18 protein-coding genes, 2 tRNA genes and 1 pseudogene are annotated in these 20,411 nt (G+C 72.2%); 18 read left to right on the top strand and 3 right to left on the bottom strand.

All coding sequences use genetic code 11. The features are described from left to right. Positions 1-29 precede the first annotated feature (29 nt). From BKA05_RS12280 to BKA05_RS12220, 13 genes and pseudogenes are all read left to right on the top strand, one after another. Positions 30-599, top strand: a complete 570-nt coding sequence (locus BKA05_RS12280) for an LURP-one-related family protein (RefSeq protein ID WP_179531680.1) — start codon at positions 30-32, stop codon at positions 597-599. Between the two features lie 13 nt (positions 600-612). After that, positions 613-1,500, top strand: a complete 888-nt coding sequence (locus tag BKA05_RS12275) for an alpha/beta hydrolase (RefSeq protein WP_179531679.1) — start codon at positions 613-615, stop codon at positions 1,498-1,500. Positions 1,501-1,595: 95 nt separating this feature from the next. Next, positions 1,596-2,105: a ribose-5-phosphate isomerase gene (locus BKA05_RS12270; protein ID WP_179531678.1), complete on the top strand. Its 510-nt coding sequence runs from the start codon at positions 1,596-1,598 to the stop codon at positions 2,103-2,105. 3 nt (positions 2,106-2,108) lie between these two features. Next, complete coding sequence (locus BKA05_RS12265) at positions 2,109-2,957, top strand: Fpg/Nei family DNA glycosylase (RefSeq protein ID WP_179531677.1); 849 nt, start codon at positions 2,109-2,111, stop codon at positions 2,955-2,957. 49 nt (positions 2,958-3,006) lie between these two features. Further along, entirely contained in the window at positions 3,007-4,053 is a 1,047-nt protein-coding gene (locus BKA05_RS12260) for a PP2C family protein-serine/threonine phosphatase (protein ID WP_179531676.1), read from the top strand. Between the two features lie 109 nt (positions 4,054-4,162). Then, positions 4,163-4,236: transfer RNA gene (locus tag BKA05_RS12255), tRNA-Gly, on the top strand. A gap of 46 nt (positions 4,237-4,282) precedes the next feature. Beyond that, positions 4,283-4,355: transfer RNA gene (locus BKA05_RS12250), tRNA-Pro, on the top strand. A gap of 102 nt (positions 4,356-4,457) precedes the next feature. Beyond that, positions 4,458-5,864 (top strand): trigger factor, encoded by a 1,407-nt coding sequence (gene tig, locus BKA05_RS12245; protein ID WP_179531675.1) that lies wholly within the window; start codon positions 4,458-4,460, stop codon positions 5,862-5,864. 211 nt (positions 5,865-6,075) lie between these two features. Continuing rightward, on the top strand, positions 6,076-7,248 hold the full coding sequence (locus tag BKA05_RS12240; RefSeq protein ID WP_179531674.1) for an alpha/beta hydrolase: 1,173 nt from the start codon (positions 6,076-6,078) through the stop codon (positions 7,246-7,248). Positions 7,249-7,431: 183 nt separating this feature from the next. Further along, the gene (locus tag BKA05_RS12235) at positions 7,432-8,034 is read left to right on the top strand and encodes an ATP-dependent Clp protease proteolytic subunit (RefSeq protein WP_179533177.1); all 603 of its coding nucleotides are present in this window, start codon (positions 7,432-7,434) and stop codon (positions 8,032-8,034) included. Next, positions 7,976-8,653, top strand: a pseudogene (locus BKA05_RS12230) (ATP-dependent Clp protease proteolytic subunit); the annotation flags it as partial. The gene BKA05_RS12235 and the pseudogene BKA05_RS12230, both read left to right, overlap by 59 nt. Positions 8,654-8,862: 209 nt before the next feature. Beyond that, positions 8,863-10,146, top strand: a complete 1,284-nt coding sequence (gene clpX / locus BKA05_RS12225) for an ATP-dependent Clp protease ATP-binding subunit ClpX (RefSeq protein ID WP_343045653.1) — start codon at positions 8,863-8,865, stop codon at positions 10,144-10,146. Positions 10,147-10,295: 149 nt separating this feature from the next. After that, positions 10,296-10,997 carry a hypothetical protein gene (locus tag BKA05_RS12220; protein WP_179531671.1) on the top strand — a complete coding sequence of 234 codons (702 nt, stop codon included), beginning with the start codon at positions 10,296-10,298 and terminating at the stop codon, positions 10,995-10,997. Between the two features lie 106 nt (positions 10,998-11,103). Here the strand turns inward: BKA05_RS12220 and valS are convergent, their stop codons facing one another. Then, complete coding sequence (gene valS / locus BKA05_RS12215) at positions 11,104-13,710, bottom strand: valine--tRNA ligase (protein ID WP_179531670.1); 2,607 nt, start codon at positions 13,708-13,710, stop codon at positions 11,104-11,106. Between the two features lie 161 nt (positions 13,711-13,871). On the opposite strand from valS, the gene BKA05_RS12210 reads away from it, so the two are divergent. Continuing rightward, entirely contained in the window at positions 13,872-14,780 is a 909-nt protein-coding gene (locus BKA05_RS12210; protein WP_179531669.1) for a GNAT family N-acetyltransferase, read from the top strand. Here the strand turns inward: BKA05_RS12210 and BKA05_RS12205 are convergent. Continuing rightward, on the bottom strand, positions 14,758-15,849 hold the full coding sequence (locus BKA05_RS12205) for an NAD(P)-dependent alcohol dehydrogenase (RefSeq protein ID WP_179531668.1): 1,092 nt from the start codon (positions 15,847-15,849) through the stop codon (positions 14,758-14,760). The two genes, BKA05_RS12210 and BKA05_RS12205, sit on opposite strands and share 23 nt — an antisense overlap. Positions 15,850-15,936: 87 nt before the next feature. Here BKA05_RS12205 and BKA05_RS12200 point away from each other — a divergent pair, with 87 nt between their 5' ends. Together BKA05_RS12200 and BKA05_RS12195 are read left to right on the top strand one after the other, a co-directional pair. Beyond that, the gene (locus tag BKA05_RS12200) at positions 15,937-17,340 is read left to right on the top strand and encodes a bifunctional folylpolyglutamate synthase/dihydrofolate synthase (RefSeq protein ID WP_179531667.1); all 1,404 of its coding nucleotides are present in this window, start codon (positions 15,937-15,939) and stop codon (positions 17,338-17,340) included. Next, entirely contained in the window at positions 17,337-17,717 is a 381-nt protein-coding gene (locus BKA05_RS12195) for a DUF4233 domain-containing protein (protein ID WP_343045652.1), read from the top strand. Before BKA05_RS12200 ends, BKA05_RS12195 begins: the two co-directional genes overlap by 4 nt. Positions 17,718-17,737: 20 nt before the next feature. Here the strand turns inward: BKA05_RS12195 and BKA05_RS12190 are convergent, their stop codons facing one another. Further along, a complete protein-coding gene (locus BKA05_RS12190; protein ID WP_179531666.1) occupies positions 17,738-19,102 on the bottom strand; it encodes an aminotransferase class I/II-fold pyridoxal phosphate-dependent enzyme in 1,365 nt (454 codons plus the stop codon). A 69-nt stretch (positions 19,103-19,171) separates the two neighbouring features. Between BKA05_RS12190 and BKA05_RS12185 the strand changes: the two genes are divergently transcribed. Both BKA05_RS12185 and ndk read left to right on the top strand, forming a co-directional pair. Then, the gene (locus BKA05_RS12185; protein WP_179531665.1) at positions 19,172-19,867 is read left to right on the top strand and encodes a pyridoxamine 5'-phosphate oxidase family protein; all 696 of its coding nucleotides are present in this window, start codon (positions 19,172-19,174) and stop codon (positions 19,865-19,867) included. Between the two features lie 10 nt (positions 19,868-19,877). After that, positions 19,878-20,309 carry a nucleoside-diphosphate kinase gene (gene ndk, locus BKA05_RS12180; protein ID WP_179531664.1) on the top strand — a complete coding sequence of 144 codons (432 nt, stop codon included), beginning with the start codon at positions 19,878-19,880 and terminating at the stop codon, positions 20,307-20,309. Positions 20,310-20,411 lie beyond the last annotated feature (102 nt).

Genomic DNA, 20,411 nt, shown 5'->3' with positions numbered 1-20,411 from the left:
CCGGCTGCGTCCTCGGCTAGTTTCTGCGCATGGCCGCCGAGATGTACCTCCCGCGCTTCTTCATCAAGCAGCGCTTCGCGATGACGACCAACCGCTACGAGATCGTCGCGGCCAACCCGGACGGCAGCGAGGGCCCGCTGATGGCGGTCGCCCAGCAGAAGCGGCTGGCCTTCAAGGAGGAGGTCACCTTCTACACCGACGACTCCAAGCAGCGCCCGGTCTTCAGCTTCAAGGCGCGCAAGAAGCTCGACCTCAACGCCGGCTACGACATCTACGACGAGAACCGCCGCCAGATCGGTTTCTTCCGCAAGGACTTCGGGGCCAGCCTGCTGCGCTCGACCTACCACGTCGAGGGCCCCGGCTTCGCCGGCACCGGCCAGGAGCGCAGCCAGGGCGTCGCGATCCTGCGCCGTTTCATGGACCTGCCGTTCCTCACCATCCACTTCGACTTCACCGGCGCCGAGGGCACGCCGCTGATGAGCTCGGAGCGGCAGTTCAAGCTGCGCGACCGCTACACGATCGACGTCCCCGACCAGCGCGTCGACTTCCGGGTCGCGGCGGCGATCGGTGTCGGTCTCGACGCGCTGATGCAGCGCTGAGCAGGGGCGCGGGATGCTGCACCCCCAGGCCCGCCGGGCGGTCGACGCCGCCGCAGGCGAGCAGAAGGTCTTCGACGAGGGCTTCGACATCGAGGCGTCGCGTCTGGCCGCCCGGGCGGAGGCCGCCGCGCAGCCCCGCGTCCCCGTGGCCGAGGTCCGCGACGTCGACGCCGGGGGAGTGCCCTGCCGTCTCTACCGCCCCGACGGCGCGGCACCGGGTGTCGTCGTGCACCTGCACGGGGGCGGCTTCGTCTTCCACGACGTGGACGTCCACGACAACCTCGCGCGCTCGCTCGCGGTGCGCTCGGGCCGGGCCGTCCTCAGCGTCGACTACCGCCGACCGCCCGAGCACCGCTTCCCGGCCGCGCCCGACGACGTCGACACCGTCCTGGCCTGGCTGGCCGACCAGGCCGAGCACGAGGGACTGGCCGGTCCGGTCGGCCTGCACGGCGACTCCGCCGGCGGCAACCTCGCCCTCGTCGCAGCGCTGCGCAACCCGGGCCGGGTGCAGGCGCTCGCGCTGGTCTACCCCTTCCTCGACCCCACCGCCGGCTTCGACTCCTACCGCACCGCCGCCGACGGCTTCGACCCCCGCGAGGCCGCCTGGTACTGGCAGCAGTACGCCGCCTCGCCCGACGACCTGCGCCACCCCGACCTCGCCCCGCTGCTCAGCGAGCGGCTGCACACGCTGCCGCCCACCCTGGTCACGACGGCCGAGCACGACCCGCTGCGCGACGAGGGGGAGTTGCTGGCGGTGCGGCTGGCCGAGGCCGGTGTCACCGTGACCGCCACCCGGTACCTCGGGCAGGTGCACGGCTTCTACCGCCACCCCGACCAGTTCGACGCGGCGACGCCGATGCTCACCGCGGTCGCCGGGTTCCTGGCCGACCACCTGGGCTGAGCCGCCCCGGTCCCGACGGGTCACCCCTTCGGGCGGTGCACGTCACACCGTTGCCGGTTCCGGGCCCGGCACGCGGCTCTGCCAGGATGCGGGCCATGCGCGTCCACCTGGGTTCCGACCACGCCGGCCTCGACCTGAAGAACCACCTCGTCGCCTGGCTCTCCGAGCACGGCTACGAGCCGGTCGACCACGGACCCTTCGTCTACGACGCGCTCGACGACTACCCCGTCTTCTGCCTGCGCGCCGCCGAGGGCGTGGCGAAGGCCCGCGCGGCCGGCGGCGACGACCTCGGTGTCGTGATCGGCGGCTCCGGCAACGGTGAGCAGATGGCCGCCAACAAGGTCGAGGGCATCCGCTGCGCCCTGGTGTGGAGCGAGGACACCGCGAAGCTGGCCCGCGAGCACAACGACGCCCAGATGGTCTCCGTCGGCGGTCGCATGCACTCCCTGGAGGACATGACCCGTTTCGTGGAGCTGTTCCTCGCCGAGCCGTTCAGCGGCGACGAGCGGCACGTGCGCCGCATCGGCCAGCTCGACCACTACGACCGCACCCGCGAGCTGCCCCCGCTGCCGGAGTCCGCGATCGGGCTCGGTCCGGACGCCTGACCCGTGCCCGAGGGGCACACCCTCCACCGGCTCGCCGGTGAGCTGAGCGCGACCTTCGCCGGTCGCGTGGTGCGCGTCACCAGCCCGCAAGGGCGCTTCGCCGAGTCTGCGGCGCTGGTCGACGGGTCGGTCCTGGCCGGTGCGGAGGCCTGGGGCAAGCACGTGTTCATCGCCTTCCCCGAGGACCGGTTCGTGCACGTCCACCTCGGGCTCTACGGCACCTTCCTCGTGCACCCCGCGGTGCAGGAGGTCCCCGCACCCGTCGGGCAGGTCCGGATGCGGCTCGGGGCCGGAGCGCCCGGCGCTGCGTCGTACGCCGACCTGCGCGGCGCCACGACGTGCGCGCTGCTCACCGGGGCCGAGCGCGCGGACGTGGTCGCGCGTCAGGGCCCCGACCCGTTGCGGGCCGACGCGGACCCGGACCTCGCGTGGGAGCGGATCCGGCGCAGCCGGTCGCCGATCGGGGGCCTGCTGATGGACCAGAGCGTGCTGGCGGGCGTGGGCAACGTCTACCGGGCCGAGGTGCTGTTCCGGCACCGGCTGGACCCGATGCGCCCGGGGCGCACGCTGCGCGCCTCGCAGTGGCGGGCGATGTGGGAGGACCTGGTGGTCCTGATGGCCGAGGGCGTGCGCACGGGGCGGATCGACACGGTCCGTCCCGAGCACACCCCGGAGGCCATGGGGCGGCCGCCGCGCCGCGACGACCACGGCGGTGAGGTCTACGTCTACCGCCGTCACCAGCAGCCCTGCCACGTGTGCGGGGCGACCGTGCGCACCGCCGAGCTCCAGGGCCGCAACCTGTTCTGGTGCCCCCGCTGCCAACCGCGCTTCCGCTCCCGGGCGGCGTCGTGAGCCCTAGGATGAGCCGCACCCCAGCCAGGCGCACCCGAAGGACCCTCACATGAGCCGCTACCACGCACCGGGGCGGTTCCGAGAGCACCGCACCGTGATGCTGCTCGGACTGCTCGCGGCCCTGGTCGTGGCGGGCGTCGCGGCGGCACCCGACCTCACGCCGTTCTCCTCGCTGATGATCCCGCTGCTGCTGGGCAGCATCGTGCTCAACCCCCGCCAGCTCCCGTGGTTCGTCGTCTGGGTCCTCGGGATGCTCACCATGGCCCTGACCTTCCAGGAGACGATCACCGTGCGCACCGCCGGAGCGGCCGCGGTGCAGTTCGTGATGTGCGTGATCGTGCTCGCGACCGCGTTCCGGCGCTCCCGGCTGGGTGTGGCGGGCTTCACCGGCGAGTCGATGTTCGTCGACCTGCGCGACCGGCTGCTGCGCCAGGGCCGGATGCCGCAGCTGCCCGAGGGCTGGCACGTGGAGTCCGAGCTGCGCTCGGCCTCGGGCACGCGCTTCGCCGGCGACTTCGTGGTCGCGACCTACCTCGAGGACGACGTGCGTCTCGAGCTGGTCGTCGTCGACGTCTCGGGCAAGGGCGACGAGGCCGGCACCCGGGCCCTGCAGCTCTCGGGCGCCTTCGGCGGGCTGCTGGGGTCGGTGGGTCCCGAGATGTTCCTGGCCTCGGCCAACGACTACCTGCTGCGCCAGGACTGGGCGGAGGGCTTCGCCACCGCGGTGCACCTCTCGTTGCTGCTCGACACGGGGGACTACGAGATCCGCTCCGCGGGTCATCCGCCCGCCGCGCTGCGGGCCGCCGGCTCGGGTCGCTGGGCGGTCCTGCAGTCCGCCGGGGCCGTCCTCGGGCTGCTGCCGGCCGCCGAGTTCATCACCGCCCGCGGACGCCTGGAGCACGGCGACGCCCTGCTGCTCTACACCGACGGGATGGTCGAGGAACCGCGTCGCGACCTGGAGATGGGCCTGGACCGGCTGCTCGGCGAGGCCGAGAAGCTGCTGCGCGGCGGCGTGGTCGGCTCGGCCGCCCGGCTCGTGGAGCAGCTCGGCTCGCGTGATGACGACCGCGCGGTCGTGGTGGTCCACCGCCGCTGAGCGTGCCTGCCGGCTGGTTGCCGGACGGTTCCCGGGCGCTCGTGGCGCGGGGACGGGGCGCGGCCCCGTTTGGGGTGCGGACACGGGCCTGTGGCAGGATTCCAGCGTCGCGGATGTAGCTCAATGGTAGAGCCCCAGTCTTCCAAACTGGCTACGCGGGTTCGATTCCCGTCATCCGCTCCAAGGGGCTCCGCAGGGTCGCGACGGCGGTCGGGCGGTGCCCGCTTGGCGGGGCGTAGCGTAGTGGCTAGCGCGCCTGCTTTGGGAGCAGGAGATCGCAGGTTCGAGTCCTGTCGCCCCGACAGCCTCACCTGAGAGTCCCGCACGACCCAGCCACGCCCAGCACCAAGCCAGCAGCAGACCAGCAGCACCTGCACGATCCACCGATCCCCTAGGAGAAACCTGTGAAGAGCGCCGTCGAGACCTTGAGCCCGACCCGGGCCAAGCTGACCGTCGAGGTGCCCTTCGAGGAGCTCAAGCCGAGCCTCGACGCGGCGTACAAGGCCATCGCCCAGCAGATCAACATCCCCGGCTTCCGCCGCGGCAAGGTCCCGCCGATGGTCATCGACAAGCAGGTCGGCCGTGGTGCCGTCCTGGACCAGGCCATCAACGACGTGCTCCCCAAGAAGTACGTCGAGGCGCTGCAGGCCAACGAGCTGGAGCCGCTGGCCCAGCCCGAGGTCGAGGTGACCCGCCTCGAGGACAACGACGTGCTGGAGTTCACCGCCGAGGTGGACGTCAAGCCCACCATCGAGCTGCCGGCCTACGACGGCCTCGAGGCCTCGGTCGACGACATCGAGATCAGCGACGAGGACGTCGAGGAGCAGGTCACCGCCCTGCGCCAGCGCTTCGGCACCCTGACCGACGTCGAGCGCCCGGCCGCGGACGGCGACTTCGTCGTCCTCGACCTCAAGGCCATGCAGGACGGCGAGGTGCTCGAGGGCGCCGAGATCACCGGCACCTCCTACCAGGTCGGCCGCGGCGGCATGATCGACGGTCTCGACGAGGCCCTGGTCGGCATGAGCGCCGGCGAGGAGAAGACCTTCTCCAGCCAGCTCGTGGGCGGCGACCTCGTCGGCCAGGACGTCGAGGTCCAGGTCGCGGTCTCCCAGGTCCAGGAGCAGGAGCTCCCCGAGCTCGACGACGACTTCGCCCAGCTCGCCTCGGAGTTCGACACCGCCGAGGAGCTCGTGGCCGACGTCCGCGTCCGTCTCGGCAACGGCAAGCGCCTCGAGCAGGCCGCGGCCGCCCGCGACGCCGTCCTCGAGGCCCTCCTGGAGAAGGTCAGCATCCCGCTGCCCGAGACCCTGGTGACCGAGGAGCTCAACGCGCGCCGCCAGAACATCGAGCAGCAGCTCGCGATGGCCGGCATCACGATGGCCAAGTACCTCGAGGACGAGGAGCAGACCCAGGACGAGTTCGAGGCCGACCTCGACCGCCGGGTCCGCGACGCCGTCGCCGCGCAGTTCCTCCTCGACGAGATCGCCAAGAAGGAGGAGCTCGGCGTCGACCAGCAGGAGCTCTCCCAGCACCTGGTGCGTCGCGCCCAGCAGTCCGGCCAGGACCCGCAGTCCTTCGCCAACCACATGTTCGAGCACAACCACATCCCCGACCTCGTGCAGGAGATCCTGCGCGGCAAGGCCCTGGCCACGATCGTGGAGTCGGCCGTGGTCAAGGACGCCTCGGGCAACGTGGTCGAGCTCAAGGGCCTGCAGCCCGACGGCACCATCGCCGACGTCTCCGACGAGGAGCCCGCGGAGGCCGCTGCCGAGACCGAGACCGACGGGGACGAGGAGAAGGCCGAGGCCTGATCCACCGCCGTACCCCTCCCACGGCCCGCCCGGACTGCTCCGAGCGGGCCGTGGGCTTTCGCGGGGGGTGTGTGAGGTCTGACTGATGTCGGTCAGACCTTCGCGTGCGCGGTCGAACCTTCGACCGCGCACCCACAGGTCGAGCGGACATCAGTCAGACCTCACACCCCATTCGGTGCACAAGCGTGCACTGAATGACTATGCTGCCGGGGTGACCACCGCACCCGGCCCCACCGTCCTCGACGCCGCCTCGCTGCTCTGCGAGGTGGCCGACGAGCTCGTCGTCCGTACCGTCCGTGACACCCACACCGCCTGGACCGACCGGATCCACGGCGTGGGCCGGCTCGCCACCGGGGCCACGGGCGCCTCGATGGGAGAGCGGGTGCACCGCGGGATCGCGGGGGCGGTGTACGCCGGCCTCGGCGGCGGGCTGCGGCTCGCCTCGACCGGCCTCGACCGCGTCGCGGCCACGGGTGTGGGGCCGCGCCTGGAGGACACCCGCGAGGGGCGCTTCGTCTCCTCGGCGGTCAACGGCCTGATCGGCGACCGGCTGCTGCGTGAGCGCCCGCAGATGGCCATCGCGATGGCGGTGCGGCACGAGGGGCGCGACGTGGTGCCGGACGGGCCCGGCCTCGCGGCGGCCTTCCCCGAGCCGACCGGCCGGCTCGTGGTGTTCCTCCACGGGTTGTGCGAGAACGAGTCGTACTGGCGGCGCCACCGCGAGCGCACGGGTTCGACGTACGCCGAGGCCCTGGCGGCGCGCGGGTGGACGCCTGTCATGCTGCGGGCCAACACCGGCCTGCCGCTGCGCGAGAACGGCGCTGCCCTCACCGGCCTGCTCCAGCAGGTCGTCGAGGCCTGGCCCGTGCCGGTCGAGCGCATCACCCTGGTGGGCCACTCCCTCGGGGGGCTGGTGATCCGTGCCGCCGGTGCCGTCGCCGCCGACGCGCCGGAGCCGTGGACCTCGCGGGTCACCGACGTCGTCACCCTGGGGACCCCGCACCTCGGCGCGCCGATCGCGTGGGGGATCGGCCACGGCAGCCGCGGGCTCGGGCTGCTCCCGGAGACCGCGGCCTTCGGTCGACTGCTGGACTGGCGCTCGGCGGGCGTGCACGACCTCGTAGCGGGGCTGGCCGAGGACGTGCCGCCCCTGCCGCACGCGCGCTACCGCCTGGTGGCGGCCACTCTCACCGACTCCCAGCGGCACCCGGTCGGCGACCTGGTGGGCGACCTGCTGGTCCGCCCGCGCTCGGCCTACGGACGGGACCGGCGTGGTCGCAGCCTGTTCCCGGACGCCGACGTGCTGCACGTGGGTCGCACCGACCACTTCGGCCTGCTCAACCACCCGCAGGTGCACACGGCGCTCGTGCAGTGGTTGGCCTGAGGCTCTGCGGGGGCGGCGAGCGCCCGCGCACGGGGAGCGGTGGGCGCAGGCGGGGCGGGGCGAAATCCGCTGTCGGCGAACAGGCCCTGATTGTCCGTGGAACTGTCCCCGGCACGGGCTAGGGTCCTTGACGTGAACCCGAACTCCGCATCCGCTGCCCGCAGCGCCGAGCACCTCCCCACGATGGGTGGTGGCGCAGGTCTGGGCGTCCTCGACGACCACATCTACCAGCGACTGCTGCGCGAGCGCATCGTGTTCCTCGGCTCCGAGGTGCGCGACCAGAACGCCAACGCGATCTGCGCCCAGCTGCTGCTGCTCTCGGCGGAGGACCCCGAGGCCGACATCTTCCTGCACATCAACAGCCCCGGTGGCTCGGTCGACGCCGGCATGGCGATCTACGACACGATGAACTACATCCCCAACGACGTGGCCACGGTCGGCATGGGCCTGGCCGCCTCGATGGGTCAGTTCCTGCTCTGCGCCGGCACCAAGGGCAAGCGCTACGCCCTGCCGCACGCGCGGATCATGATGCACCAGCCCTCCTCGGGCATGGGTGGCTCCGCCTCCGACATCAAGATCCAGGCCCAGCAGTCGCTGCACATCAAGAAGGTGCTGCTGGACCTGATCGCCGAGCACACCGGCCAGCCGATCGAGCAGGTCGTGGCCGACGCCGACCGCGACCGCTGGTTCACCGCCGACCAGGCGCTCGAGTACGGCCTGGTCGACCAGGTCATCCGCAGCGCCCGCGAGGCCGCCGACGAGGGCCGCCCGGCCCACTCCAAGTGACGAGAGGCCCCAGATGAACTACTACATCCCCCAGTGGGAGGAGCGGACGTCCTACGGCATCCGCCGTATCGACCCCTACGCGAAGCTCTTCGAGGAGCGGATCATCTACCTCGGGACGCCGATCTCCGACGACGTCGCGAACGCCGTGATCGCCCAGCTGCTGTGCCTGCAGTCGATGAACCCCGACCAGGAGATCAGCATCTACATCAACAGCCCCGGTGGTTCCTTCACCGCGCTGACCGCGATCTACGACACGATCAACTTCATCAAGCCCGACGTGCGCACCGTGTGCCTGGGCCAGGCCGCCTCGGCCGCGGCGATCCTGCTCGCGGCCGGCACCCCCGGCAAGCGCATGGGTCTTCCGAACAGCCGGATCCTGATCCACCAGCCCTACACCGAGGGCACCTTCGGCCAGACCTCCGACATCGAGATCCAGGCCAACGAGATCATCCGGATGCGCGAGCTGCTGGAGAAGATGATCAGCGACCACAGCGGCCGCCCGATCGAGGAGGTCAGCCGCGACATCGAGCGCGACAAGATCCTCACCGCCACCCAGGCGGTCGAGTACGGCCTGATCGACTCGGTGCTGGAGTCCCTCAAGACCCCGGCGCTGGCCTAAGGACGCTCAGCCTCGGGCCGATCGGAGGACCGGGACCTCGTGTCATCCGCGCCACAGAGCGCGTGCGGGGGGTACCGTCAGATGGTCGGCCCGGGCGGGCAGAGCGCTCCAGCACGACCCTCGCCCTCACGGGCCCACGACCGAGCAGCACCAGAGCAAGACCAACGACCCGGCGCACCTGGCCGGGACGCACAGGGAGGATGACCGCAGTGGCACGGATCGGTGACGGCGGTGACCTGCTGAAGTGTTCCTTCTGCGGCAAGTCCCAGAAGCAGGTCAAGAAGCTCATCGCCGGCCCCGGCGTCTACATCTGCGACGAGTGCATCGACCTGTGCAACGAGATCATCGAGGAGGAGCTCAGCGAGGGCGCCGAGGTCAGCCTCGAGGAGCTGCCCAAGCCGCGCGAGATCTTCGAGTTCCTCAACTCCTACGTCATCGGCCAGGAGCAGGCCAAGAAGTCCTTGGCCGTCGCGGTCTACAACCACTACAAGCGCGTCCAGGCGGGGCTGCAGCCGGTCAGCGGCAAGCACTCCAAGGACGAGCAGGTCGAGGTCGCGAAGTCCAACATCCTGGTCATCGGCCCCACGGGCTGCGGCAAGACCTACCTGGCCCAGACGCTGGCCCGGATGCTCAACGTGCCCTTCGCCATCGCTGACGCCACCGCGCTGACCGAGGCCGGCTACGTCGGCGAGGACGTCGAGAACATCCTGCTCAAGCTGATCCAGGCCGCCGACTACGACGTCAAGAAGGCCGAGACCGGCATCATCTACATCGACGAGATCGACAAGGTGGCCCGCAAGGCGGAGAACCCCTCGATCACCCGTGACGTCTCCGGTGAGGGCGTCCAGCAGGCACTGCTGAAGATCATCGAGGGCACCACCGCCTCGGTGCCGCCCCAGGGCGGGCGCAAGCACCCGCACCAGGAGTTCATCCAGATCGACACCACCAACATCCTCTTCGTGGTGGGTGGCGCCTTCGCCGGTCTCGAGCACATCATCGAGCAGCGGGTCGGCAAGAAGACGCTGGGGTTCACCGCCGAGGTCAAGAGCGAGGCCGAGCGCAGCGAGGCCGACCTGCTGGCTCTCGTGCGCCCCGAGGACCTCACCAAGTTCGGGTTGATCCCCGAGTTCATCGGCCGCCTGCCCCTGATCGCGAGCGTCTCCAAGCTCGACCGACCGGCGCTGGTGCAGATCCTCACCGAGCCCCGCAACGCGCTGGTCAAGCAGTACCAGAAGCTCTTCGACCTCGACGGCGTGGAGCTGGTCTTCACCGACGACGCGATCGACGCGATCGCCGACAAGGCGATGGAGCGTGGCACGGGTGCGCGCGGGTTGCGTGCGATCATCGAGGAGGTCCTGCTCCAGGTGATGTACGACGTGCCCTCCCGCGGCGACGTGGAGAAGGTCGTCATCTCCGGCGCGGTCGTCTCCGGCGAGGCCGCTCCCGAGCTGGTGCTGCGCGAGTCGGAGACCAAGAAGCGCAAGTCGGCCTGACCCGACGCTCCGCGCACCACTGGGACAGGTAGTCCGAACGGACTACCTGTCTAGTCATCTCGGGCTGTCTAGCCCGGTCGATTGCCGACGCCGGGCGTGTTCGCGCCACACTGGTCACCACACACTCGGGACGTGGAGGAGTGCCAGGCATGGACGAGAAGCCGTTGCGGCTGCTCTCCGAGCTGCGCTCACCCCAGCACCGCCCGCCGATGCTGGCCTTCCTGCTCGTCGCTGCGGCCTGCACGGTCGTGATCGCGACCGGCATCCGCTTCGACAGCGTCAGCAGCTTCGTGAACCCGTTGCCACGCTGGCTGTACGGCGCCATCGCCGACCTCGCCACCGACGACGATCCCTCCCTTCGCGCCGTGCAGGCCGGCTCGGTGATCGAGCCCGAGGAGTCCCCGGAGCCGTCCCCGAGTGCATCGTCGACGCCCGGGCCCACTGCGGCACCGCCGACGTCCGCACCGGCGGCCACCGGACCGCGCAAGGACGCGTCCCAGGGCAAGGGCGGCCACACGAAGGCCCAGGGGAAGGGCAAGGCGAAGGGCAACGGGAAGAGCGAGGCGAAGGGGAAGGGCAAGGGCACGCCGCACGGCGCGGGCACCGGCTCGTCCTCGAGCAACGGCAAGGCCAAGGGCCACGGCAAGGCCAAGGGCCACGGTGCGTCGGCGAGCCCTGGGAAGAGCTTGAGCCACGGCAAGTCGAAGGGCCCCGGCAAGTCGAAGGGCCACGGCAAGTCGAAGGGCCCCGGCAAGTCGAAGGGCCACGGCAAGTCGAAGGGCCACGGCAAGTCGAAGGGCCACGGCAAGTCGAAGGGCCCCGGCAAGTCGAAGGGCCACTCCCGCCACTGAGTCGGACCACGGAGTGCTCGGTGCACCAGGTGCACCGAACACTCCGTGATCTCGGGGGGCGACCTCACGGGGCGGACCCGACAGGCCCGCCCAGCGACGTACGTCGTCAGTCGGGCTGGACGGCCAGCTCGGCGTCGACGGACAGCTCGCTGCCCTCACCGGGGGTGAAGACGAGGTCGCCGGTGATGCGGCCGCTGCGACGCAGGTCGCCGGCGGCCTTCTCCGCGGCCGCCACCACGGCCTCGGGGCCGCTGACCTCGACCCGGGCCAGCTCCGCGCGCATGCTCACCTTGGCCTGCGACTTCGCACCGCGGATGCCGATGAGGGCGGCGGCCACGGCGTCGAGCACCGAGGGGTCCGCGGCCGCGGCGGAGCCCAGGTCGAGCTCGGTGGGCCAGGCGGCGCGGTGGATGGAGCCCTCCTGCCACCACGACCAGACCTCCTCGGTGACGTAAGGCAGGAACGGCGCGAGCAGCCGCAGCTGGACCTCCAGCGCGATGGCGAGGGCGGCCTTGGCCGACGCGGTGGCCGCGCCGCCGTCCTCGTCGTAGGCGCGCTCCTTGACCAGCTCGAGGTAGTCGTCGCAGAACTCCCAGAAGAACTTCTCGGTGGTCTCCAGGGCGGTCGTGTAGTCGTAGGCCTCGAACGCCTCGGTGGCCCGGCGAACCACCAGCGCCAGCCGGCCCAGCAGGGCGCAGTCGACGGGCTCGGAGACCTCGAAGGCGTTGGTCTGCGTGGCGCCGACGTTGCCGAGGACGAACTTGGAGGCGTTGAGCACCTTCATCGCCAGCCGGCGGCCGACCTTCATCTGGGTCTCGTCGAAGGGGGAGTCCAGGCCGGGGCGGGCCATCGCGGCACGCCAGCGCACGGCGTCGGCGCCGAACTTGTCGAGGATCTCGGTCGGGACGACCACGTTGCCCTTGGACTTCGACATCTTCTTGCGGTCGGGGTCGAGGATCCAGCCCGAGAGCATGGCGTGGCTCCACGGGACCTGCCCGTGCTCGAAGTGGGCGCGCACGACGCGGCTGAACAGCCAGGTGCGGATGATGTCGTGGCCCTGGGTGCACAGGTCCATCGGGAAGACCCGCTCGAAGAGGTCCGGGTCGTCCTCCCAGCCGCCCGCGATCTGCGGGGTGAGCGAGGAGGTGGCCCAGGTGTCCATCACGTCGGGGTCCCCGATGAAGCCGCCCGGCTTGCCGCGCTGGGCCTCCTCGTAGCCCTGGGGGGCGTCGGTCGAGGGATCGACGGGCAGCTGCTCCTCGCGGGGGAGGAGCGGGTGGTCGTAGTCGGGCTCGCCCTCGGCGTCGAGGGGGTACCAGACGGGGAACGGGATGCCGAAGAAGCGCTGGCGCGAGATCAGCCAGTCGCCGTTGAGGCCGCTGACCCAGTTCTCGTAGCGGTGCTGCATGTGCGAGGGCAGCCAGGTGATCCGGTTGCCCTCCTCGACGAGCTCGTCGCGCAGGGCGGCGTCGCGGCCGCCGTTGCGGACGTACCACTGGCGGGTCGCGACGATCTCCAGCGGCTTGTCGCCCTTCTCGAAGAAGTTGGCCATCCGCTGGGTGGGCTTGGGCTCGCCGTCGAGGTCGCCGCTCTCGCGCAGCATCGTGACCATCTCCTCGCGGGCGGAGAAGACGGTCTTGCCGGCCAGGCGCTGGTAGGCCTCGTCGGCGGCGGCCAGCCACTCGGGTGTCTCGCGGGAGAGTCGGCCGTCGCGGCCGATGACCGTGCGGACCGGCAGCTGCAGCTCGCGCCACCACGTGACGTCGGTGAGGTCACCGAAGGTGCAGCACATGGCGATGCCGGCGCCCTTGTCCATCTCCGCGGCCGGGTGCGCCACGACCGGGACCTCGACGCCGAAGACCGGCGAGGTGACCGTGGTGCCGAAGAGCGGCTGGTAGCGCTCGTCGTCGGGGTGGGCGATCAGCGCCACGACCGACGGGATCAGCTCGGGACGGGTCGTCTCGATGTGGATCGGGGTGCCGTCAGGGCGGTGGTAGGCGACGCGGTGGTAGGCGCCGGCGTAGTCGCGCGCCTCGAGCTCGGCCTGGGCCACGGCGGTCTGGAAGGTGACGTCCCAGAGGGTCGGCGCCTCCTGGAGGTAGGCCTCGCCACGGGCGAAGTTGCGCAGGAACGCGCGCTGGCTGACGGTCTGGGCCTTCTTGCCGATGGTCGTGTAGTGCTGCTTCCAGTCCACCGAGAGACCCAGCGTGCGCCAGAGCTGCTCGAAGACCTGCTCGTCCTGCTCGACGAGCTCCTCGCACAGCGCGATGAAGTTCGGTCGGCTGATCGGGACCTGCTTCTTCGGGTCCGGCTTGGCCGGCGGGGTGAAGTCGGGGTCGTAGGGCAGCGAGGGGTCGCAGCGCACGCCGTAGTAGTTCTGGACCCGACGCTCGGTCGGCAGGCCGTTGTCGTCCCAGCCCATCGGGTAGAACACCGACTTGCCGCGCATCCGCTGGAAGCGGGCGACGAGGTCGGTGTGGGTGTAGGAGAAGACGTGGCCGACGTGCAGGCTGCCGCTCACGGTCGGCGGCGGGGTGTCGATGGAGTAGACGTTCTCGCGCGGCTGGGTGCGGTCGAAGGCGTAGGTGTCCTGCTCCTTCCACCGCTGCGACCAGGCGGCCTCGAGGCCCTCGAGCGCAGGCTTGTCCGGTACGACGACGGCACGCTCGGGCGTGCTCGTCGGTTCGGTGGCCTGCTGCGGGGTCTCGGTCATGCGGAGAATCCTATGAGCCGCCCCCGTGGCTGCCGAAACCAGTTCGCCCAGAGGTGGGTCCGGCCTGGCCGAGTGGGGTGCTGGTGACACGCTTTCCGTGACCTGCGCACTCCAGAGGAAATGGGGATGTCGATGTCCTCGCGTCGCCGTACCGTCCGCCCATGACCCACCGCGTCGAGCAGACCACGGACCCGGCCGCCTTCCTGGCGCTCGCCGGCGAGCACCTGGCCGCGGACCCGGTGCTGAGCACCGTGGTGTCGACCACCCTCGGGCGCGCCGTCGATGACCCGCAAAGGCCGGAGCACCCGCGCTGGTGGGCGGCGGTGCTGGACGGCGATCATGTGGTGGGCGTGGGGATGCGCACGGCGCCGTTCCGGCCCTACCCGCTCTACCTGCTGCCGATGTCCGAGGACGCGGCCCGCGCACTGGGAGGTCACCTCGTGGCCACGGGTGAGGACGTCGCCCACGCCAACGGCGCCCGCGCGTCCGTCGAGGTGGTGCTCGGCGTCCTGGCCGAGGCCCGGGGCGGTGGTGCCCGGGTGCTCGAGCACGACCGGCTGTGGGAGGCGACCCGGGTCGTCGCGCCCACCGGCGTACGCGGCTCGTCGCGGCGCGCGACCGAGGCCGACCTGGACCTGGTCACCGCGTGGTGCCAGGCGTTCATGCCCGAGGCCGACCGGCAGGCCGGGCGCCCGCCGCGCGAGGGGGAGGGCGAGCACCTGGACCGGGAGTGGGCCGCGGACCGCGTGGGTCACGGGCTGGTGTGGCTGTGGGAGGTCGACGGCGAGGTCGTGCACCTGACCGCGCACAGTGCCACGTCCTTCGGGGTGTCGCGCATCGGGCCGGTCTACACGCCGGCCGAGCACCGCGGGCACGGGTACGCCGCTGCGCTGGTCGCCGAGGTGACCGATCGGATCCTGGCGGCCGGTGACCGGGCGTGCCTGTTCACCGACGTCGACAACCCGGTCAGCAACGGGGTGTACGCGCGGATCGGCTACGAGCCGCAGACCGAGATGGTGCGGATGGAGCTCGTGGAGGCGGGTGCGCTCACCACACCAGGACCGGCTTGACGACCTTCCCGGCCAGCACGTCGGCCACCGCGGTGTTGATCTCGCTGAAGGGGTAGGTCGTCACGAGCGGGTCGAGGTCGAGCGTGCCCTCGGCCCGCATCTGGATCATCCGCGGCACCATCTCGCGGGGGTCGGAGTCGCCCTCCAGGCTGCTCATCAGCCGCTTGCCGCCCTGGAGCAGGTCCGTGGCGTCGACGGGGTACTCGTCGGCGCCCAGTCCCAGCGCGACCAGCGTGCCGCGGCTGCGCAGCCCCTGCAGGCCCTGCTTGACCACGGCGGGGACCGCGGTGGTGTCGATCGCGTAGGACGAGCCGCCCCCGGTCAGCTCGCGCACCGCCGCGACGACGTCCTCGGTGGCGGAGGCGTCGAGGGTGGTGGCGCCGAGGCGCTCGGCCTCGGCGAGGCGGGAGGCCTGGAGGTCCACCGCGACCACGGTGCCCGTCCCGGCTGCCACGGCGGCGGCCACCGCGGCCAGGCCGACCGCGCCCGCGCCGTACACGACCAGGGAGTCGTCGGCGCCGGGCTGGAGCACGTTGAGGACCGTGCCGACGCCGGTCTGGTAGCCGCAGCCGAAGGGGGCCAGGCGGGTCAGGTCGAGCTCGGGGTCGACCACGACGCAGCACTCGGCGCCCACGAGCGCGTGCTGGGAGAAGCTGGACTGGCCGAAGAAGGAGCCGAAGACGGTCGCCCCGTCGCGGCTCATCGTGGTGGAGCCGTCCAGCCGCATGCCGAAGTAGTTGAGCAGCAGCGTCTGCTCGCAGTAGGCCGGGATGCCCTCCTGGCAGGGGGAGCACGCCTGGCAGGAGTTGAAGGAGAGCACCACGTGGTCGCCGACCGCGACGTTCTCGACGCCGGGGCCGACCTGCTCCACGACGCCGGTGCCCTCGTGACCGAAGACGTTGGGGAACATCTCGGCGGGCAGGAACGAGCGCATCGTGATGTCGGTGTGGCACAGGCCGGCGGCCACGATCCGCACGAGCACCTCGCCCTCGCGGGGGTCGTCGAGCTCCACGTCGACCAGCTGGAAGTCCTTGCCCGGCGCCTCGACCAGCGCCACCGTCGTCTGCATGCCAGCAATCTAGGGCCCGCCGGCACGATGTAGAACACGTTTCAGGAATCGGGGGTGTGGTGGGCCCGAACCTAGACTGGGTCCGCCATGAGTGAGCCTCCCGTGACCAGCCCGTCGTCCCCCCGTCTCGCCAAGTCGATGGCCGAGGTGGAGGACGCCCTTCTCTCGCGCTGGCCCGAGACCCGCCTCGAGCCGTCGCTGGACCGCATCCGCGCGTTCACCGAGCTGCTCGGGGAGCCCCAGCGCGCCTACCGCGCGGTCCACCTCACCGGCACCAACGGCAAGACCTCCACCTCCCGCATGGTGGATGCGCTGCTGCGCGCGCTCGAGCTGCGCACGGGTCGCTTCACCAGCCCGCACGTGGAGCGGATGAACGAGCGGATCAGCGTCGACGGCGAGCCGCTGGACGACGAGGCGTTCGTGCGCGCCTTCAACGACATCGCGCCCTACACCCACATGGTCGACGACGACCAGCCGCACCCGCTGTCGTTCTTCGAGACCGTCGTGGGCATGGCGTACGCCGCGTTCGCCGACGCGCCGGTCGACGTCGCGGTGGTCGAGGTCGGCATGGGCGGCTCGTGGGACGCCACCAACGTCATCGACGCCGACGTCGCCGTGGTGCTGCCCATCGCGGTGGACCACGCCAAGTACCTCGGGGGTACGCCGGAGGCGATCGCCTCGGAGAAGTCCGGGATCATCAAGGCCGGCTCGGTCGTGGTGTCCGCGGCCCAGGACCCCGGCGTCGACGCCGTGTTGGTGGCGCGCGTCGCCGAGGTCGGCGCCACCCTTCTCCGCGAGGGCGTCGACTTCGGTGTCTCCGCCCGCAACCCCGCCGTGGGCGGGCAGATCGTGACCCTCGAGGGGCTGCGCGGCCGCTACGAGGACGTGTTCCTGCCGCTCTACGGGGCCCATCAGGCCCAGAACGCCGCGATCGCGCTCGCGACGGTGGAGTCGCTCGTGGGTGGCAGCGAGCCGCTGGACGGCGAGCTGGTGGCCGCCGCCTTCGCCGACGTCACCTCGCCGGCCCGCCTCGAGATCGTGCGCCGCAGCCCCACGGTGATCCTCGACGCCGCCCACAACCCCCACGGAGCCGCGGCCGCCGCTGCCGCGCTGGAGGACTCCTTCACCTTCGACCCGCTCGTGGGGGTGCTCGGCGTGATGGCCGACAAGGACGCCGAGGGCCTGCTCGTGGCCCTCGAGCCGGTCCTGGCGCACGTGGTGGTCACGCAGTGCTCGACCGACCGCGCGATGCGCGCCGAGACGCTGGCGGAGACCGCCATCGACGTGTTCGGCGAGGAGCGGGTCACCGTGGTGCCGCGCCTGGCCGACGCCATCGAGGCAGCCGCGACGCTGGCGGAGGCCGGCGAGTCGGTCTCGGCCAGCATCGGTGCCGGGGCAGTCCTGGTCACCGGCTCGGTGGTCACGGCCGGCGAGGCGCGCACCCTGCTCACCCGCAACCGCCGTCAGCCGGGGACGGGGGCGCGCCCGTGAACCGCTCGCCCCGTCGCGGCATGTGCGCCGCGATCCTCTCCCTGGAGGCGATCACGCTCGGGCTGTCCACGCCCGTGCTGCTCACCCTCACCGACGTGTCGGTCCCGGTCGGTCTCGCCGTCGGGCTGGGCCCCGCGCTCGTCGCGCTGCTGCTGGCCGGCGCGCTGCGCAGCGAGGGCGCCTACCGGGCGGGCTGGGTCCTGCAGGGCGTCGCGATCGGCCTGGGTGTCCTGGTGACGATGATGTTCTTCCTGGGCGCGGTCTTCGGCCTGCTCTGGGCCACCGCGGACCTGCTCGGTCGCAAGATCGATCGCGAGCGCGCCGCCGCCTACGCCGCCCTCGAGGACTCCTCGGCCCCCGACCCCGCCACCGACTGAGCCCACGCCGAGCCGGCGTATCAATACGCCGGCTCGGCACGCACCGGGACGGGTCGCCCGCGGACGGCCGAGACGAGCAGGTCGAGGGCACGGTCGAGCTCGTCGTCGGTGCAGCCGCCGAACCCGACGACCAGGCCGGTGAGGTCCGAGGTGCGGGTGTAGTCCGAGAGCAGCGGCACGTCGAAGCCGCCGGCGCGGGCCCGCTCGTGGGCCGTGACGGCGAGGTCGGGCGGGAGCAGCACGGTGGCGTACATCCCGGCCGGGGTCCCCTCCAGCCACGGCCCCAGGGCGTCGGCCACGCGGGCGGCACGACGGGCGTAGGTGCGCCGCGCCGAGCGGACCAGCCGGTCGACGTACCCGTCGCGCAGCAGCGCCCAGAAGGCCCGCTGGACCGGCCAGGACGCGGTGTCGTGCGTGAGCGACCGGTGCCGGTCGACGGCCTCGCGCACGCCCGGCGGCACGACCATCCAGCCCAGGCGCAGGCTCGGCGCCACCGCCTTCGACGCGGTGCCGAGGTAGGCCACGACGTCGCGGTCCAGGCTCGCGAGCGCGGGGATCGGCGCGACGTCGTAGCGGAACTCCGAGTCGTAGTCGTCCTCCACGACCACCGCCCCCGCGCGCCGCGCGGCGTCGAGCAGCGAGAGTCGGTCGGGGCCGGACATCGGTGGGCCGAGGGGGTGCTGGTGCGCCGGGGTGGAGTACGCCGCCGCCGACCCCGTCAGGTGGTGCACCGGCGAGCCCGCGGGGTGGTCGACGACGTCGCGCCCGCTCGCGCGGATCGTCTCGACAGCGGCGCGGTAGCCGGGGTCGTCGACCAGGACCGGACCCGGGGGCAGCCCCGCCAGCAGGTGCCGCAGCCCGTCGGTGGTCCCGGCGGTGACCCGCACGTCGTCGGCGTCGACGGCCAGGCCCCGGGTGCGGGTGAGCCGCTCGGCCAGCGCCTCGCGCAGCACGGGCATGCCGCGCGGGTCGTCGTAGCCGCGGGGGCCGGGGGCGTGGCCGACCTCGCGCCACGCTCGGCGCCAGGCGTCGGAGTGGCGCGGGTCGATCCAGGGGGTGCCCGCGTCGAGCCGGACGAGCGACCTGCCCGGTGTCGGGCCGGGCGAGGGGACCGTGGTGCGCACGGGGCCCGGAGCGCGGTCGGCGGCGACGTACGTCCCGGAGCCGTGGCGGCCCTCGAGCCAGCCCTCGGCGACGAGCTGGGCGTAGGCCTGCTCGACGACCGAGCGCGCCACGCCGGCGTCGCGGGCCAGGGCGCGGGAGGAGGGCAGCCGGTCGCCGCGGTGCAGCCGCCCGCTGGTGACCAGGTCGCGGATCGCCCCGCTGACCTGGGTCCCGAGGGGCACCTCGGAGCCACGATCCAGGGCGAGGGGGAGGACATCCACGACTGGCCTGCCGATCTGATCAGGAAGTGGCCCTGGTCGACAGGCCACTGGGGTCGTCAGGATCGTCTCATGACCACCGCTGCGCCGCTCTCTCCCACGCCCCGCACCACGCTGACCCGCAGCCGCGAGCGCGCGGCGACCGATCGGGCCGAGCTGGCCGACGTCCTGCGCGAGACGCTGGTCGCGCACCTGGGCGTCACGGTCGGTGGGGGCGACGAGGCGCACCCGGTGGTCCTGCCCGTTGCGATCGCCGTCGATCTCCACGGTCCCGACGAGGGCGGCTCGCTCTACCTCCACGGCTCGGTGGCGGCCGGCTGGCTGGCCTCGGTCCGTGACCGGACCGTCTGCGTGACCGCCACCCACCTCGACGGCCTGGTCGCGGCCCGCTCGGGGTTCCACCACTCGATGAACTACCGCTCGGCCGTCGTCATCGGCCGCTGCCGCGTCGTCGAGGACCCCGCCGAGCGGGCGCGCGCACTCGACGCCGTGGTCGACCACATGGTTCCGGGACGCTCGGCCACGCTGCGGCCGCCGACGCGCAAGGAGCTGGCGGCCACCGCGGTGCTCGCGGTGCCGCTGGCCGAGGCCTCGGTCAAGCGCCGGGCGGGTGGCCCGGTCGACGAGCCGGAGGACGTCGACGCCGGGGGATGGGCCGGCGTGATCCCGATGCAGACGGTCGCCGGCGCGCCGGAGGCCGACGCGTGGTCGCCGGACGAGGTGCCCGCCGACGTGGCCGACCGCGCGCGGGCGCTCGGCGCTCGGTAGCGTGGCGCCCATGACGACGTCCACTGAGCGCTCCCTGGTCCTGGTCAAGCCCGACGGCGTACGCCGCGGCCTGACCGGCGAGATCGTCCGCCGGATCGAGGCCAAGGGCTACACGCTGGTCCGCCTCGAGCTGCGCACCGCCACCCGTGAGCTCCTCGCGGCCCACTACGCCGAGCACGAGGGCAAGCCGTTCTACGAGCCGCTCGTGGAGTTCATGCTCTCGGGCCCCGTCGCCGCGATCGTGATCGAGGGCGAGCGCTGCATCGAGGGCTTCCGCTCGCTGGCCGGCACCACCGACCCGACCGTCGCCGCCCCCGGCACCATCCGCGGCGACCTGGGCCGTGACTGGGGCCTGGCGGTCCAGCAGAACCTCGTGCACGGCTCGGACTCGCCCGAGTCCGCCGTCCGCGAGATCGGCATCTGGTTCCCGGAGGGCAGCTGACCCGGCGGAGCCGGGTCACCGTGGCCCGAGGGGGTTGAGGAGGGCGCGGACAGCCGCCCGTCTCGAAACCCCGAGGCCTGATCCGCCCCGCATCGCAGTGAC

Origin of the sequence: Nocardioides marinus, assembly GCF_013408145.1 — a bacterium.
Classification (GTDB): Bacteria; Actinomycetota; Actinomycetes; order Propionibacteriales; family Nocardioidaceae; genus Nocardioides; species Nocardioides marinus.
This window is presented reverse-complemented; position numbering and strand designations above follow the sequence as displayed.